Below are 16,371 nucleotides of genomic sequence, written 5' to 3' on the forward strand. Positions count from 1 at the left end.
ACCCGTCCACCCGTCCACCCGTCCACCCGTCCACCCGTCCACCCGTCCACCCGTCCACCCGTCCACCGCTATTTTATGAGATGGGCTTCGTCCACCTGCACTGTCATTCCGAGTTCTCCCTCCTCGACGGCGCCAACCGGATCGATGACCTGATCCGCCGGGCTCAAGAGTTCGAGCAGCCCGCACTGGCGATCACGGACCACGGCAACCTCCACGCGGCGTGGGAGTTCCAGGAACACGCCCGCGCGGCCGGAATCAAGCCGATCATCGGGATGGAAGCCTATGTCGCGCCCGGCGACCGGCGCGCGCGCGGCCGGACTACTCCGACCGCCAAGCCGTACTACCACCTCGTTCTGTTGGCGCGGGACGCGGTCGGATACAGGAACCTCGTCAAGCTCTCGTCGCTGGCGTACACGGAGGGCTTCTACTCGCGCCCTCGCGTCGACCGCGAGCTGCTCGCCAAGTACCACGAGGGGATCATCGTCTCCTCGGCGTGCCTCGCCGGCGAGGTCGCGCAGCACCTGATGGCCGGCGACCAAGCGGCGGCTCGCGAGGCAGCCAGCTGGTACGCTGAGCTCTTCAAGGACCGCTACTACCTCGAGGTCCAGGCGCACGAGAGCGAAGGCCAGGCGATTCTCAACGCGCGCGTCTTCGCGCTCGCCACCGAGCTCGGTCTGCCGGTGCTCGCCACCAACGACGCGCACTTCCTCAAGAGCGACGACCACGACTCGCACGACGTGCTCCTGTGCATCGGCCTCGGAAAGGATCGGAGCGATCCGGACCGGATGCGGTACGACCGCGGACTGTACTTCAAGAGCGCGCCGGAGATGGCGAAGTCGTTCCCGGATCGCCCCGACGTGCTCGAGAACTCGCTCCGCATCGCCGACCAGATCAACGTCGAATTCGGGAAGAAGTACCACCTGCCGGCGTTCCCGCTGCCGGCGAGCGTCTCCTCGGAAAACGAGCTGCTCACGACGCTCGCGACGATCGGCGCAAAGGAGCGCTACGGCGATCCGCTTCCCGCCAACGTTCAAGAACGCCTCGACTACGAGCTGGGCGTCATCACCAAAACGGGATACGCCGGCTACTTCCTCATCGTCGCCGACTTCATCAAAGCGGCGCGCGACCGTGGCATTCCCGTCGGCCCGGGACGAGGCTCGGCGGCGGGTTCGCTCGTCGCGTATTCGCTGCGCATCACCGACGTCGACCCGCTCTACTACGATCTCCTCTTCGAGCGCTTCCTGAATCCGGAACGCGTCTCGATGCCCGACGTCGACGTGGACTTCTGCTTCGAGCGCCGCGGCGAAGTGATCGACTACGTGCGCCAGAAATACGGGCGCGAGTCGGTCTGCCAGATCGTGACGTTCGGAACGATGAAATCGCGCGCGGCGGTCAAGGACGTCGGCCGCACGCTCGGCTTCACACCGGCGGAAACCGATTCGCTCGCCAAGCTGATTCCGAATCAGCCGAATTTCTCGCTCACCGTCAAAGAGGCGATCGAGAAAATCGACGACGTCGGGCGGCTGTACCGCACGGACGAGCGCTATCGCCAGTTGCTCGACTACGCCTCGGCGCTCGAGGGACTCTCGCGCCACACGGGCGTGCACGCCGCCGGCGTGGTGATCGCGCCAGGTCCCGTCGACGACTACGTGCCGATCTGCACGCAATCGACGAAAGGCGCCGGCGCAGTGGACGAAGAGCAAGTCATCGTGAGCCAGTACGACATGAATTGCCTCGAGCACGCCGGCATGCTCAAGATGGACTTCCTCGGGCTCACAACACTCACCGTGCTGCACGACGCGCTCGTCGCGATCGAGCAGCGGCACGGCAAGGCGCCGGATCTGAACACGATTCCGATGGACGACCCGGCGGTCTATCAGATGCTGCGTGCTGGGCGCACGGTCGGCGTGTTTCAGTTCGAATCACCGCTGGCGACGGATCTTCTTCGCGGAATGCGTTGCGACCGGTTCGACGACTTGGTCGCGTCGAACGCGCTCATGCGACCCGGCCCGCTCGACGCGGGGATGCATCGCGTCTACCAGCGGCGAAAGCGCGGCGAAGAGCCGGTCGCCTATGCGCTGCCCGAGCTCCAGCAGATCCTCGAGCCGACGTACGGCGTCATCACCTATCAAGAGCAGGTGATGCGTATCGCGCAGCTTCTCGCGGGCATCTCGCTCGCCGAAGCGGACGTGCTGCGCAAAGCCGTCGGCAAGAAAGACGCGGAGCTCATTCGGCAGGAGTTGGGCAAGTTCGTCGAGAAATCCGTGGCGCGCGGCTACGACCGCCGGATCATCGAAGAGCTCGCGGGACAGATCGAGACGTTTGGCCGCTACGGCTTCAACAAGTCGCACTCGGTCGCTTATTCAGTGATCTCGTATCAAACGGGATGGCTGAAAGTGCACTATCCGGCCGAGTTCATGGCGGCCCTATTGTCGTCGTCGATCGGCGACACGGACAGCGTCGTGAAGTTCATCAACGAGGCGCGCGAGCTCGGGATCGAAGTTCTTGCGCCCGACGTGAATGAATCGGGTTACAAGTTCACCGTGGTCGGCGACAAGCGGATTCGGTTCGGCCTCGGCGCGATTCGCAACGTCGGCCGCGCGGCCATCGACTCGATGCTGACGGCGCGCGGCGAGAAACCGTTCGCGTCGTTCCATGATTTCTGTGAGCGTGTGGACCTGCGTCTCTGCAACAAGCGCGTGCTCGAAGCGTTGATCGGATCGGGCGCGCTCGACAATCTCGGCGGACACCGCGCCCAATACGCCGCGGTGCTCGACAGCGCGCTCGCCGAAGCCTCGCTCAAGCAACAAGAGGCGGCGGTCGGCCAATTCTCGCTGCTCGGCGGAGTCGACGAGTCGGGCGGCGCCGCCGCGAGGCCGCATGTTCTTCCCAACATCGCGCCCCTCGGCGAATCCGAGCGGCTCACGAAAGAGAAGGAGATCCTCGGCTTCTACATCTCCGGTCACCCCCTCGAGCCGTTTCGCGTCGAGTGCGAGCTGTTCGCGACCCACACCGTGTCCGAGCTCGGGAAGTGGACGGATCAGCCCATGGCTCTGGGCGTGGTTGTGACCGCTGTCAAGAGGCAAATCAGCAGAAAATCAGGGGCCGAGTTTGCGCGGTTGACAGTCGAGGATTTTTCGGGATCTTCGGAAGTTCTGGTGTTCCCGGAAGCATGGACGATGCTGGGCGACCGGGTGAAAACCGACGTCCCCGTTCTGCTCAAGGGCAGCTACTCGCGGCGCGACCAGGACGCGGACAACCCGACGTTCATCGTCGAGTCGCTCACGCCGTTGGTCGAAAAGCGGCTGAATGGCGAAGTGGCGGTGGCGATCGATCTCCAATCGGGGGATTCGATCACGCCGGACGTGATGCGGGACGTTCGAGTCGTAGTCGAGACGCACGCGACGGCAAACGCGACTTCGCCGCCGCTCGAGGTGCAGTGGGTCGACGGAAGCGGTTCACGCGCGCGGCTCAAGTCGCGCTCGTTGAAGCTGGCGGCGTCGCAAGCCGCCCTGCGCGATCTGCGTCAGTTGCTCGGCGAAGATCGCGTGCGGGTCGTACGTGCGGGAAGCGCCGAGAGGAACTGACGTGGGTACTTCTGCCACACTGGACTTCGAAAAACCGATCGCCGAGCTGGAGAAGCAGATCGACGAGCTGAAACGGCTCGCCGGCGGCCAGCAGCTCGACGTCAACGACGAGATCGCGCCGCTCGAGCGCAAGCTCGCCGATCTGCGCGAAGAGATTTACAAGAATCTCACGCCCTGGCAGCGCGTGCAGGTCGCGCGCAGCTCCAAGCGTCCGTTCACGCTCGACTACATCCAGTACGCGTTCACCGACTTCATCGAGTTGCACGGCGATCGTGCGTTCAGAGAGGACGCCGCCATCGTCGGCGGCTGGGCGCGGCTCGACGGCGAGACGATCATGGTCGTCGGGCATCAGCGCGGCCGCGACACGAAGGAGATCATCAGGCGCAACTTCGGGATGCCGCACCCCGAGGGCTACCGAAAGGCGCTGCGCCTCATGAAGCTCGCCGAGAAGTTCTCGGTCCCCGTGATCACGTTCATCGACACGATGGGCGCGTGGGCAGGGCTCGGCGCCGAGGAGCGCGGGCAATCGGAAGCGATCGCGCGCAATCTGTTCGAGATGAGCCGTCTCGAGGTGCCGATCATCGCCACGGTCATCGGCGAGGGCGGCTCCGGCGGCGCGCTCGCGCTCGGCGTCGCCGACCGGACCAACATGCTCGAGAACGCCGTCTACTCGGTCATCACGGTCGAAGGGTGCGCGTCCATACTATGGAAGGACGGCAAGAGCCAGGAACTGCGCGAAAAGGCGGCTTCCGCCCTTCGAATCACCGCCCAGGACCTCCAAGAACTGCGCGTCGTCGACGAGATTATTCCTGAGCCGCCGGGCGGCGCGCACGCCAACCATGAGACCGCCGCCGCCAACGTGCACGACACGCTCGTGCGGCAGCTCGAGGATTTGCGGCGCTACAAACCGGACAAGCTGGTTCGGCGGCGGCGTGAAAAGTTTCTTCGCATTGGTCAATACCTAGAATGATTCGGTGGACGGGTGGACGGGTGGACAGGTGGACGGATGCACCGTCAGCTGTTCCTGTCCACCGGTTCACCCGTCCACCCGTCCACCTGTGTCCCACCTGATCGAAGTCGCCTTCAAGGGCAACAGAAAGGACTTTTTCCTCTGGGAATCCGAGGACCCGCCGCCGCTCAAGTCGGCGGTGATCGTCGACGCTGACCGCGGCGAAGATCTCGGCCGCGTGCACGCGGTGGGCGAACTCGCACACAAGCGCAACGCCGGCGTTCCGCACGGCTACGGAAACTCGGGCACGACGAAAAAGGCGCGCCGTCTGGCGAGTCGCGACGACGTGCGCCGCGCGGACGATCTGCGTGCGCAGGACGACGACGCTCGCCGGCGTGCCATGGAGCGCGTCAACGCGAACAAGCTGGCGATGAAGCTGTCCGACGCCGAATGGCAGTGGGACCGCAAAAAGCTCACGCTCTACTTCACCGCGGAAAAGCGCATCGACTTCCGCGCGCTCGTGCGCGAGCTGGCGTCGATGTTCCGCACGCGAATCGAGCTGAAACAGATCGGCGTGCGCGACGAGGCGAAGCGGCTCGACGGCGTCGGCCGCTGCGGACGCCAATATTGCTCGGCGTCCTGGCTTCCCGAATTGCGACCGGTGAATCTCGGCGTCGCGAAGGACCAACGACTCTCGCTCAACCCGTCGCAGATCTCCGGCGCGTGCGGACGGTTGATGTGCTGCCTGCGCTACGAGCACGAGTTCTACGTGCAGAGCCGCAAGCGCTTTCCCAAGGAAGGCAGAGTCGTCAGGACGAAGCGCGGCGACGAAAAGGTCGTGGCCAACGACATTTTCCGCGACCGAGTCACGCTGCGCGGCGACGACGGAGAGCAGCGCACGATTCTACTCCTCGACCTCCGCGCCGAGGCCGAGGAAGTGGGCGCCCCGCTCCCGTTCGCGCCGGCTCCGTCGATCGTGACGCTCGACGAGCACGAAGAGGACATCGTGCTCGAGGAAGCGGTCGTCGCGGAGCGAGTCGTCGTGCTCGAGCCGGCGGAAGAGGGTGGACTGGTGGACGGGTGGACGGGTGAACAGGACGATGACGATCAGGCTGAAACGGCCGAGTCCATCGATTCTGGCGACTCCGCCATTTCCACCCGTCCACCCGTCCACCCGTCCACCGGTTCACCCGACGATCACGTCAAACGCCCGCGTCGCCGTCGCGGGCGCCGGGGCGGACGACGCAATCGTCCGGGCGGTGGTGGTCGCGGACCGGAGGGTGGTCCTCCTGAGGGCACGCCACCCGGCGCCGCTTGATGGGAAAGTTCTACCTCACCACCGCGATCGATTACGCGAACGGCGACCCGCACATCGGCCACGCGTACGAGAAGATCGGCGCCGACGTCATCGCCCGATATCGGCGCATGCGGGGCGACGACGTCTACTTTCTGACCGGTCTCGACGAGCACGGACAAAAGGTCGCGCAGGCCGCGGCCGAGCGCGGCGTGTCGCCGCAGCAATTCGTCGACGGCATCGCCGGGCGCTTCGAGGAGATGTGGCGCCGGCTGTCGATCTCGTACGACCGCTTCATGCGCACGACCGCCGACGACCACAAGCGCGGCGTCCGCGCGCTGATCAAGCGCATCCATGACTGCACGCCCGACGATTTTTACGAGAAGTCGTACGAGGGGTGGTACTGCGTCGGCTGCGAGTTGTTCAAGCGCGACGACGAGATCGAGAGCGGCCACTGCGTGCTGCATCCGACGCGCGAGCTGCAGTGGACGACGGAGCGAAACTGGTTTTTCCGCTTGACGCGTTACGAGCCCTTCCTGCGCCGCCTGTTCGCCGAACGGCCCGAGTTTCTCGAGCCGGAGACGCGTCGAAACGAGATGCTGTCGCTGCTCGATCAGGGGCTCGAGGACATCTCGATCACGCGTTCGCGCCTGTCGTGGGCGATTCCCTTCCCGCTTCAGCTCTCGAACGGCGAAGAGCAAGGCACGTGGGTCTGGTTCGACGCGCTACCGAACTACCTCACCGCGACCGGCTTTCCCGAAAAGCGCTATCACGACCGCTGGCCGGCCCAGCTGCACATCATCGGCAAGGACATCACGCGGCTTCACACCGTGGTGTGGCCGGCGATGCTGCAAGCCGCCGAGCTTCCGCTGCCCGAACGGGTGTGGGCGCACGGCTTCGTGTTGTTGGGCGGCGAACGTTTCAGCAAGTCGGCCGGCGTTCGACTCGACGTCGACGAAGCGATCGGGCGGTACGGGGCCGACGCGCTCCGCTATTTCTTGCTGCGCGAAGTCGCGTTCGACACCGACGGCAGCTTCTCGTTCGAGCGCTTCGACGAGCGTTACACCGCCGACCTCGCGAACTCGCTCGGCAATCTGGCGAGTCGCGCGATCTCGATGGTCGAGAAGTACTGCGACGGCGTCGTGCCGACCGGATCACCCACCGATCTCGATCGCGCCGACGCGGCCGATCTCGCGGAGTACCAGACCGCGCTCGACGGCAGCCGCGGTTATTTGCTGCACGAGGGGCTCAAGCGCGTGATGGCGTGCGCGACTCGCGGCAACGAATTCATTCAATCGCAGCAGCCGTGGGCGCTCGCGAAAAAGCCCGAATCGCGCTCGGAGCTCGAACGCGTTCTGGCCGCAATCGTTCGCCAGCTCGCCCGCCACGCGATCCATCTCGCGCCGTTCATGCCGACCAAGTCGCAGGAGCTCTGGACGCAGATCGGCGGTCCGGGTCAGGTCGCGGATCAGCGTTTCGGCGACGTCGAGCCGCTCGACGTCACCGGCTGGCGCGTTGCGAAAGGGCCAGGCCTGTTCCCGCGGCCTGAGCCAACTGCCGCTCGGGCCGGCAATGACAATTAGATAACCAATTGTTGATGCCGGAGCCTACGGCCGGCGCGCGCGGCGCAATGGCCAGCGGGCGCTATGGCTTTGCCGGCGGCGTCGCAGCGGGCTTCGAGAAGTCGACCGTCGGCGGCCCTTGCTGCGCGTTCGCGTTCGCCGTGAAGTACTTCCGCTCCTTCGCCCCGGTGACCTTCGCGGTGAGCACCGCCGGGAATTGACGAATGTATGCGTTGTACTGGTTCACGGCCTGGTTGTAGTCGTTGCGCGATACAGCGATCCGATTCTCGGTGCCGGTGAGCTCATCCTGCAGGCGAATGAAGCTCTGATCGGCCTTGAGGTTCGGATACGCCTCCACGGTCACCATCAGTCGACCGAGCGCCCCGGTGAGCTGCGCGTCCGCGTTCGCCATGGCGGTCGGATCCTTCGACTGGATCGCGTTCACGAGTCCGGCGCGCGCTTCCGTCACTTCCTTGAGCGTCTGCTCCTCGTGCGTCGCGTATCCCTTGACCGTGTTCACGAGATTCGGGATCAGATCGGCGCGGCGCTGCAGCTGTACCTCGATCTGTCCCTGTGCCGAGTTGGCCTGCTCGTCGAGCCGCTGAATCGTGTTGTACCCGCACGACGCGAGGAGAGGCAGCAGCAGAAGGGCGAGCCAGCGTTTCATTGTCGTGCTCCGGGAGACGAACTGTGGGTGGAAATGACTACACTCACACTACGCAACACGGCCCAGCCGGGTGACAGACTCACCCAACTGGCTGAAAATGGTCGAGATACGCCACCAGCCGCTCGACTCCTCGCAGATAGCCGGCCAGAACCTCACCGGCCTCGGCAGCCCTCAGCGCCGGGTCGCTGCGAATGTGCCGGACGACCCGCGCGAACGGCGCCGCGTCGAATCCAGCGCGCTGACCAACGGCTTCGACCAGCTCGATGTTGTCCTTGGGCGGATGCGCTTTGTGGAGGCGCAAAAAAGCGCGGAAAACGATGAGGACTTGGCTCAGGCTCGTCGCCAAGAGCTCGAGCTCGCGTTCGGGATCGTTTCCGGCGCCGAGCAGGCCCTGTCGCAGCCGGATCAGCTTTCCCATCGCCTCCTGCTCGAGCTGAAGCCTCAGGTCTTTCGGATCGACACGAATGCCGTCGAACGGAGGCTCACCGTGGAGCACGCGGTGACGTTCGAGGATGTCCGCGTATTCCATCGGGAAGATGTCGGCGGACCCGAGCCACTCGTCGTGCGTGAGCGTGAGCGGCGCGTGGTTGCCCGCGTCGACCCATGCGCGCGACGCCGCCGACGCGGCGCGCAGCCGCGACGCGTCGAGCGAATCCACGATGACGAGAACGTTGTGATCCTGCTTCTTGGCTTGCGCTTCACCGCCCGCAGCCGAGCCATACAACACGATCGAGCGGAGCGCCGTCCCGTACGCCGCGCGCAACTGTTTCACGAGTTCGTCGAGTGTCATTCGCGCCATAGGTCACCAAGATCCGCTGGAGCCACCACCGCCGAAACCGCCTCCGCCACCGAACCCGCCGAAACCGCCTCCACCGCCCCCACCGAATCCGCCGCCGCTCCAGCCGCCGCCGCCCCCCCCGCCACCCCAGCCACCGCGCATTCCGGTCGCCATGAAGATCGGAAGACAGCCGCAGCCGCGGCGGCCGCCGCCAATCGCCGACAGGATGACGAAGAGAAGTACGAACCAAATGATTGGCGGAATGCCGCCGGAGCTCTGGCGGGGCTGCGATCGCTGGACGCGTAGCTGCGGCTGGACGCTCGGATTGATCTGAAAATTGAATTCGTTCGCGAAGTGCGCGGCGATGCTGTCGACCATCAACAGGATGCCGGAGCCGTAATCATGATTCCTGAAATAGGGAATCGCGAGGTCGCGGAACTCGCCGGTCGTCGCGTCGGTGAGGAAGCCTTCGGCGCCGAATCCGATTTCGGTTCGAACGTGCCCGCTGCCATCGGCGCTCGTCTCTTTCGGGACGACCAGCAGGATGACGCCCGTGTTGCGTGCTGGATCGCCGGGATTGCCCTTGCGCCCAACCGCCCATTGACGGCCGATCTGAAGACCGACCTCCTCGACGGGACGTCCCTTGAGATCGGGCAGCGTGACGACGACGATTTCGCCGCCGGACTTCGCCTTTACGTCCTCGATGATCGCCGAGATCGCGGCCGACTTGTCCGGCGGAATGACGTGCGCGAAATCGTTGACGTAGCCGACCGGCGCGGGAAGCTGGAGGGCCTGCGCCTGAGCGCTCCTCCCGCCGTCGACTGCCGTGAGCGAGGCGAAAACGAAAAGCGCGAGCGCGCGGATGTGCACGGTCGAAGGCTATCCGGCTCGTTCCCCTGGTGGAAGCGCCCTTGAGACCAACTGCCTGGGCGCGCTCCGATTGGCGGGGGTCGACCACGCGCGTAGATTCAACGATGACAATGTCATACCGCTCTCTTGGAACGTTGCCGCGGGTAGCCGTCGAACTGGCTGCGTCCGCCTTTCTTGTTGTTGCGTGCTCGCACGGCGACGCCGCCGGATCGTCGGGGAAGTCGGCGGCGGCGACCAGCGTTGCTTCGGCCGCGGCGTCCGCCGCGACGCCCGCATCGGACTCGATCAGCGAAAAGGCCGATCGCGGCCGCATCCTCGGCGATTCGTCGGCAAAAGTCTGGCTGGTCATGGCCAGCGACTTTCAGTGCCCGTTCTGCAAGCAGTGGCACGACTCGTCGTTCGCCAACATCATACAGAAGTACGTGAAGCCGGGACGCGTGCGCATGGCGTACCTCAACATGCCGCTCAGCATTCACCAGTTCGCGCTGCCGGCCGCCGAAGCCGCGATGTGCGCGTCCGTGCAGGACAAGTTCTGGCCGATGCACGACTCGCTGTTCACCACGCAGCACATCTGGGAACGCCTCCAGAGTCCGGCGTCGTTTTTCGATACGCTCGCGAACCACAACCATGTCGACATGGGTCCGTGGCGGGCATGCGTGTCCCAGCACCTCACTCGGCCGATCATCGAAGCCGACTACGATCGTGCCCGGAACGCGGGCGTGATCTCGACGCCGACGTTCATCATCGGCGCCACGAAGCTCGCCAGCGCGGACGCCGACGTAGCCGGAGCGCTCGACTCCGCGCTCGCCGCGAAAGGCAAGTAGCTCTCTCTTTCGCCTTCGATCGCGTGCGCTTTCCCGTGCAGCTCGGATATCGCGCGCTGGCACAAATAGCGCGCGGCGCAGCGCTCGTCACACCGGACAGCGGCTCCAAGGTCCTGCGTTCGCTCCGCGCGCGGCGAGGCATTCGCTCGCGCTATCGGCGTTGGGGCGCGGCGCATCGGGATCCGAGCCGTCCGCTGCTCTGGATGCACGCGCCTTCGGTGGGCGAGGGCTTGCAGGCCCGTCCCGTGCTCGAGCTCGCGCGGGCTCGCCGCCCGGACGCGCAGATCGCGTACACGTTTTTTTCGCCGAGCGCGGCGGCCTTTGCGCGATCACTGGACGTCGACTTCACCGACTACCTCCCGTTCGACACGCCGGGCGACGCTCGAGCAGCTCTCGACGCGCTGCAACCGACGGCGTTGGTTTTCTCCAAGCTCGACGTTTGGCCCATGATCACGCGCGAGGCGCGCGAGCGTGGCGTACACCTGGGCCTCGTGAGCGCGACGCTCGCGCGCGAATCGTCGCGGCGATCGCTCGGCGCCAACGCGCTGTTGCACGACGCGTACGCGGCACTGGACGTCGTAGGGGCGATCGACGAGGCGGACGCGGATCGGCTGGTGCAGCTCGGCGTTCGGCCGCAGACGATCACCGTCACGGGCGATACGCGCTACGATCAGGTTTGGGCGCGCGCCCAATCGGTCGATCGCGACTCAACGCTGCTCCGCCGCCTGCGCGGCGGCGGCGCGATCATCGTCGCAGGGTCGACTTGGCCTTCGGACGAGGCCGTGTTGCTTCCCGCGTACGAGGCCGTTCGGCGCTCGAACGGCGACACGCGTCTCGTCATCGCGGCCCACGAGCCGACGGAGAAGCACGTCGCCGAGCTCCTGGCCTGGGCCGAGCGCAGCTCGCTGCGCGCGGATCGCCTCGGCGACGCGACGAGCGACACGGACGTCGTGATCGTCGACCGCGTCGGCGTGCTCGGCGATCTCTATGCGCTCGCCGACGTGGCGTTCGTCGGAGGTGGATTCCACGCGGCGGGGCTGCACTCCGTCCTCGAGCCGGCCGCGTTCGGGGCGCCCGTTCTCTACGGTCCGCGCTTTCAGAACAGCCGCGACGCCGCTCTGCTCGCCCAGCGCCACGGCGGCGCGCCGGTCGCCGACGCCGCCGAAGCCGAGCGTCGCTTGCGATTCTGGATCACCGATCCCGTGGCTCGCCGCGAGGCCGGCGACTTCGCCCGCGCCCTCGTCCGGAGCGGCGTCGGCGCGGCGGAGAGATCGTTCGCGTTAGTGGAGCGTCTCTTACGGTAGAGTTTCGCGCCCATTCGGGCCACTGTCGGCACCGGGGACAATTGAACAACGATACGCGGAACTACGCCACTGACGCCTTCTCCGTCACCACGCGGACGATGTTGTCGACGACCTGAAGAAAGCCGCCGTCGACGTTGAAGCGCGGGCCGCTGTCGCCGCCGAGGCGGAGCAGGCCTTTGCCGAGCAGCGCCATCATCGGCGCGTGGCCGGTGAGGATGCCGACCTCGCCGTCGAACGCGGGGGCGACGACGGAGTCCGTCGTCCCCTCATAGAGTACCGCTTCCGGCGAGATCACCGAGACGTTCAACATCGTCGTTGCCTCAGGCCTGCAGCTTCTTCGCGTTCTCGACGACGTCGTCGATGGCGCCAGCCATGAAGAACGCCTGTTCCGGCAGGTTATCGAACTCGCCCGCGACGACGCGCTCGAACGACGAGACGGTCTCCTCGAGCTTGACGTACTTGCCCTTGATGCCGGTGAACTGCTCGGCGACGGCGAACGGCTGCGACATGAAGCGCTGGATGCGCCGCGCGCGGCCGACGATGCGCTTGTCCTCTTCGGACAGCTCGTCCATGCCGAGGATCGCGATGATGTCCTGGAGCTCCTTGTAGCGCTGTAGAATGCGCTGCACGTCGGTCGCGACCTTGTAGTGCCGGTCGCCGATAAACTGCGCGTCGAGAATTCGCGACGACGAGGCGAGCGGGTCGACGGCGGGGTAGATCCCCAGCTCCGTGATCGCGCGAGAGAGCACGACGGTCGCGTCGAGGTGCGCGAACGCGGTGGCCGGCGCCGGGTCGGTGATGTCGTCGGCCGGAACGTAGATCGCTTGCACCGACGTGATCGATCCGTTGCGCGTCGAGGTGATGCGCTCCTGCAGGTCGCCCATCTCGGTCGCGAGCGTCGGCTGATAGCCGACGGCGCTCGGCATACGGCCCAGCAGCGCGGACACTTCAGAGCCCGCTTGCGTGAACCGGAAGATGTTGTCGATGAACACGAGTACGTCCGCGTTCTCTTGATCGCGGAAGTACTCGGCCACCGTGAGACCGGCGAGGCCGACGCGGAGTCGCGCGCCCGGCGGCTCGTTCATCTGGCCGTAGATGAGCGCGACCTGGTTGAGAATCCCGGCTTCCTTGAACTCGAGGTACAGGTCGTTCCCTTCGCGCGTACGCTCGCCCACGCCGCAGAACACCGAGCGACCGCCGTGACCCTTGGCCACGTTGTTGATCAGCTCCTGGATGACGACGGTCTTGCCGACGCCGGCGCCGCCGAAGAGTCCGATCTTACCGCCTTTCACGAACGGGGCGATCAGGTCGATGACCTTGATGCCCGTCTCGAAGACTTCGGTCTTGGGCTCGAGGTTCACGAAGTCCGGACGCTTGCGATGAATCGGCCAGCGCTCGACGTCCTTCGGAATCGCGGGGCCGTTGTCCACCGGCTCACCGAGCACGTTCAAGATCCGTCCGAGCGCCGCCTTGCCGACCGGCACCGAGATCGGACCGCCCGTGTCGACGACCTCCATGCCGCGCACGATCGAGTCGGTCGACGACATGGCGACGGCGCGCACCTGATTGCGGCCGATGTGCTGCTGCACTTCGGAGACGACGTGGATGTCGCCGCCGTCCGGCGCCTTGCCCGTGATGTCGAGGGCGTTGTACAGCTCGGGCAGGTGCTCGGCTTCGAACTCGACGTCGAGCACGGGGCCGATGACCTGGACGACTTTGCCGATGTTATGGATTGCGGTGGCGGTGGCCATGGTAGGACTCTATGCGGTGTTTACTTCTGGTGTTCTTGTGGATTGATCGCGTTGGTACAAATCGATTGCTACTTTCGACTTCCGGTCTCTGATCACCGGTCTCCGGCAACTATTGCCTCTCAGCCGTTCCGGTGACCGGAGACCTGTGACCGGCGACCTTTCAGACATCAGTCTCAAGTACAGCAGCCATTAACCCTGCAAGGCGGCCGCGCCGCCGACGATCTCCGCGATTTCCTGCGTGATGTTGGCCTGTCGCGCGCGGTTGTACGTGCGGCCAAGGATCTTGAGCATGTCGGTGGCGTTGTCCGTCGCGTTCTTCATCGCGGTGCGTTGGGCGGCATAGAACGCGGCGGTCATTTCGACCAGCGCGCGATACACCGCGTTGCGCACATACAGCGGGAGCAGCTCGCCGAGAATTGCGTTCGCGTCCGGGGCGAGGATGTAGTCGCGGCGCTTGGCGTCGCTCGCCGGCGGAGTCACCGGAAGCACCTGAACGGTCGCGGGCGGCGCGGATAGGACGGACTTGAAGTTCGGATAGATCACGTACACGCCGTCGATCTCGCCGCGCGAGAACGCGGTCGTGAGATCGTTGACCAGCTCGGCGGCCTCCGCCGCCGTGGGGCGATCGCCGATGTCCGTCCGGCTCGCCGCGACCTTGCGTCCGACGTAGCGGAAGTAGCCGAGCCCTTTCCGGCCGACGACGTGAACGTCGACCTCGACGCCATCGCGCTCGAGCCGAGCGATGGTCGCGCGCGCCTCTTTGATGAGGTTCGCGTTGAACGCGCCGGCCAGGCCGCGGTTCGCGGTCATGAGCATGACCGCGGCGCGTTTCATCTTGGCCGGCTGCCGCAACAACGGGAACTGATCGGCGAGATCCGGCGAGTACAGGCTGCCGATCACGTCGCGCAGCGCCTGAGCGTACGGGCGCGCGGCGGCGACACGGTCCTGCGTTCGCTTGAGCTTCGACGTCGCCACCATCTCGAGCGTGCGCGTGATCTTACGCGTGTTCTCGACGGACTTGATGCGACCTTTGAGCTCGCGACCCTTAGCCATGGACCCTCTCGGCTGAGTATGTCGTGGCGAATGTCTTCACTACAGATTCGCTTTTGTGATGCCCGCCGGCTTCGTCGTCACGGCCGTCTTCTTGTACGCCTCGATGCCGCGGCGAAGGTCGGCCTCGATTTCCTTGGTGAGCGTCTTCCCGGTGCGGATTCCCTCGCCGACCTGCGGAAAGTTCGCCGCCATGTACGCGTGGAAGCCCTTCTCCCACTCGCGGACGCCGGCGACCGGCACGTCGTCGATGAAGCCGTTGGTGACCGCGAAGATGATCATCACCTGCTGCTCGACGGGCATCGGCTGATACTGGCCCTGCTTGAGCACTTCGACCGTACGGGCGCCGCGATCCAGCTGGCGGCGGGTCGCGGCGTCGAGATCCGAGGCGAACGCGGCGAACGCTTCGAGCTCGCGGAATTGCGCGAGGTCGAGGCGGAGACGGCCGGCGACCGACTTCATCGCTTTGATCTGCGCCGAACCGCCGACGCGAGACACCGAGATGCCGGCGTTGATCGCGGGACGGACGCCCGCGAAGAACAGGTCGGACTCGAGAAAGATTTGCCCGTCGGTGATCGAGATGACGTTCGTGGGGATGTAGGCCGAGACGTCGCCGGCCTGCGTTTCGATCACGGGCAACGCGGTGAGCGAGCCGCCCGGCTTCAGGATGAATTTGCCGTCGACGACTGACGGGTCCTCGCTGATCTTCGCCGCGCGCTCGAGGAGACGCGAGTGGAGATAGAAGACGTCTCCCGGGAACGCTTCACGTCCCGGCGGACGACGCAACACGAGCGAAAGCTGACGGTACGCGGCGGCCTGCTTGGACAGGTCGTCGTAGACGCACAGCGTCGGCTTGCCTTCGTGATACATGAAATACTCGGCCATCGCGCAGCCCGAGTAGGGCGCGATGTACTGCATCGGCGCGGGATCGGACGCGGACGCGACGACGACGATCGTGTACTCCATCGCGCCGGCTTGCTTGAGCCGTTCGACGACGGAGGCGACGGTCGACGCCTTCTGGCCGATCGCGACGTAGACGCAGATGACACCTTGGCCTTTCTGATTGATGATCGTGTCGATGGCGACGGCGGTCTTGCCGATGGCGCGGTCGCCGATGATCAGCTCGCGCTGTCCGCGGCCGATCGGAATCATCGAGTCGATGGCCTTGAGCCCCGTCTGCAGCGGCTCCTTCACGGGCTGCCGCACGATGATGCCGGGCGCCGGCGATTCGACCTTGCGGCTCGTCGTCGCGCGGATGTCGCCAAGACCGTCGAGCGGAGTGCCGAGCGCATCGACGACTCGTCCCACGAGGGCCGGACCGACGGGCACCTCGAGCACGCGCGACGTGCGACGAACTTCGTCGCCTTCCTTGAGCTGCAGATAGTCGCCGAGGACGACGGCGCCGATGTTGTCTTCTTCGAGGTTCAGCGCGAGCGCGGTGACGTGATTGCCGGTCTCGGAGGACGTGATGTCGAGCATCTCACCCGCCATGGCTTTCTGCAAACCATAGATGCGCGCGATCCCGTCCTTGACCTCGAGGAGCGTCCCGACCTCTTCGACATCGAGTTCATGAAGGTCGGCGGCTTCGATTTGTCGAAGCAGGATGTCTTTGATTTCGCCAGGTCGGAGCGTCGTGTCGGTTGCCATACGGAGAGATGGTAATCGAGGGGCGTTGGGTGGTGGCCTGGTGGCTTGTGAAAAATATCACAAGCGACCACTTCGAGCAAGCACAAGT

Annotated in this window: 13 protein-coding genes; 6 read left to right on the top strand and 7 right to left on the bottom strand. The window is 65.5% G+C overall.

Going from position 1 to position 16,371, the window contains the following annotated elements:
- Positions 1-80 precede the first annotated feature (80 nt).
- From dnaE to metG, 4 genes are all read left to right on the top strand, one after another.
- Positions 81-3,587 (top strand): DNA polymerase III subunit alpha, encoded by a 3,507-nt coding sequence (gene dnaE / locus VGQ44_19560; GenBank protein ID HEV8449043.1) that lies wholly within the window; start codon positions 81-83, stop codon positions 3,585-3,587.
- A 1-nt stretch (position 3,588) separates the two neighbouring features.
- On the top strand, positions 3,589-4,557 hold the full coding sequence (locus VGQ44_19565; protein HEV8449044.1) for an acetyl-CoA carboxylase carboxyltransferase subunit alpha: 969 nt from the start codon (positions 3,589-3,591) through the stop codon (positions 4,555-4,557).
- Between the two features lie 88 nt (positions 4,558-4,645).
- On the top strand, positions 4,646-5,854 hold the full coding sequence (gene ricT, locus VGQ44_19570) for a regulatory iron-sulfur-containing complex subunit RicT (protein HEV8449045.1): 1,209 nt from the start codon (positions 4,646-4,648) through the stop codon (positions 5,852-5,854).
- Positions 5,854-7,413: a methionine--tRNA ligase gene (gene metG, locus VGQ44_19575; GenBank protein HEV8449046.1), complete on the top strand. Its 1,560-nt coding sequence runs from the start codon at positions 5,854-5,856 to the stop codon at positions 7,411-7,413. The genes ricT and metG overlap by 1 nt, the downstream gene beginning before the upstream one ends.
- 61 nt (positions 7,414-7,474) lie before the next feature.
- Here the strand turns inward: metG and VGQ44_19580 are convergent, their stop codons facing one another.
- The 3 genes from VGQ44_19580 to VGQ44_19590 form a co-directional block, all read right to left on the bottom strand.
- The gene (locus tag VGQ44_19580; protein ID HEV8449047.1) at positions 7,475-8,059 is read right to left on the bottom strand and encodes a LemA family protein; all 585 of its coding nucleotides are present in this window, start codon (positions 8,057-8,059) and stop codon (positions 7,475-7,477) included.
- Positions 8,060-8,138: 79 nt separating this feature from the next.
- A complete protein-coding gene (locus tag VGQ44_19585) occupies positions 8,139-8,849 on the bottom strand; it encodes a hypothetical protein (GenBank protein HEV8449048.1) in 711 nt (236 codons plus the stop codon).
- Between the two features lie 12 nt (positions 8,850-8,861).
- On the bottom strand, positions 8,862-9,707 hold the full coding sequence (locus VGQ44_19590) for a TPM domain-containing protein (GenBank protein ID HEV8449049.1): 846 nt from the start codon (positions 9,705-9,707) through the stop codon (positions 8,862-8,864).
- Positions 9,708-9,817: 110 nt separating this feature from the next.
- Here VGQ44_19590 and VGQ44_19595 point away from each other — a divergent pair, with 110 nt between their 5' ends.
- Both VGQ44_19595 and VGQ44_19600 read left to right on the top strand, forming a co-directional pair.
- Entirely contained in the window at positions 9,818-10,531 is a 714-nt protein-coding gene (locus VGQ44_19595) for a thioredoxin domain-containing protein (GenBank protein ID HEV8449050.1), read from the top strand.
- Positions 10,532-10,554: 23 nt separating this feature from the next.
- Positions 10,555-11,835 carry a glycosyltransferase N-terminal domain-containing protein gene (locus VGQ44_19600; GenBank protein HEV8449051.1) on the top strand — a complete coding sequence of 427 codons (1,281 nt, stop codon included), beginning with the start codon at positions 10,555-10,557 and terminating at the stop codon, positions 11,833-11,835.
- A 61-nt stretch (positions 11,836-11,896) separates the two neighbouring features.
- Here VGQ44_19600 and VGQ44_19605 read toward each other — a convergent pair whose 3' ends face one another.
- The 4 genes from VGQ44_19605 to atpA form a co-directional block, all read right to left on the bottom strand.
- Positions 11,897-12,145 (bottom strand): hypothetical protein, encoded by a 249-nt coding sequence (locus VGQ44_19605; protein ID HEV8449052.1) that lies wholly within the window; start codon positions 12,143-12,145, stop codon positions 11,897-11,899.
- Between the two features lie 10 nt (positions 12,146-12,155).
- Entirely contained in the window at positions 12,156-13,586 is a 1,431-nt protein-coding gene (gene atpD, locus VGQ44_19610) for a F0F1 ATP synthase subunit beta (GenBank protein HEV8449053.1), read from the bottom strand.
- A gap of 189 nt (positions 13,587-13,775) precedes the next feature.
- Positions 13,776-14,639: an ATP synthase F1 subunit gamma gene (gene atpG / locus VGQ44_19615; protein ID HEV8449054.1), complete on the bottom strand. Its 864-nt coding sequence runs from the start codon at positions 14,637-14,639 to the stop codon at positions 13,776-13,778.
- Between the two features lie 39 nt (positions 14,640-14,678).
- Positions 14,679-16,283, bottom strand: a complete 1,605-nt coding sequence (gene atpA, locus VGQ44_19620; protein ID HEV8449055.1) for a F0F1 ATP synthase subunit alpha — start codon at positions 16,281-16,283, stop codon at positions 14,679-14,681.
- Between the last annotated feature and the right edge of the window lie 88 nt (positions 16,284-16,371).

The sequence above is a fragment of the Gemmatimonadaceae bacterium genome (assembly GCA_036003045.1).
Lineage (GTDB): Bacteria > Gemmatimonadota > Gemmatimonadetes > Gemmatimonadales > Gemmatimonadaceae > JAQBQB01.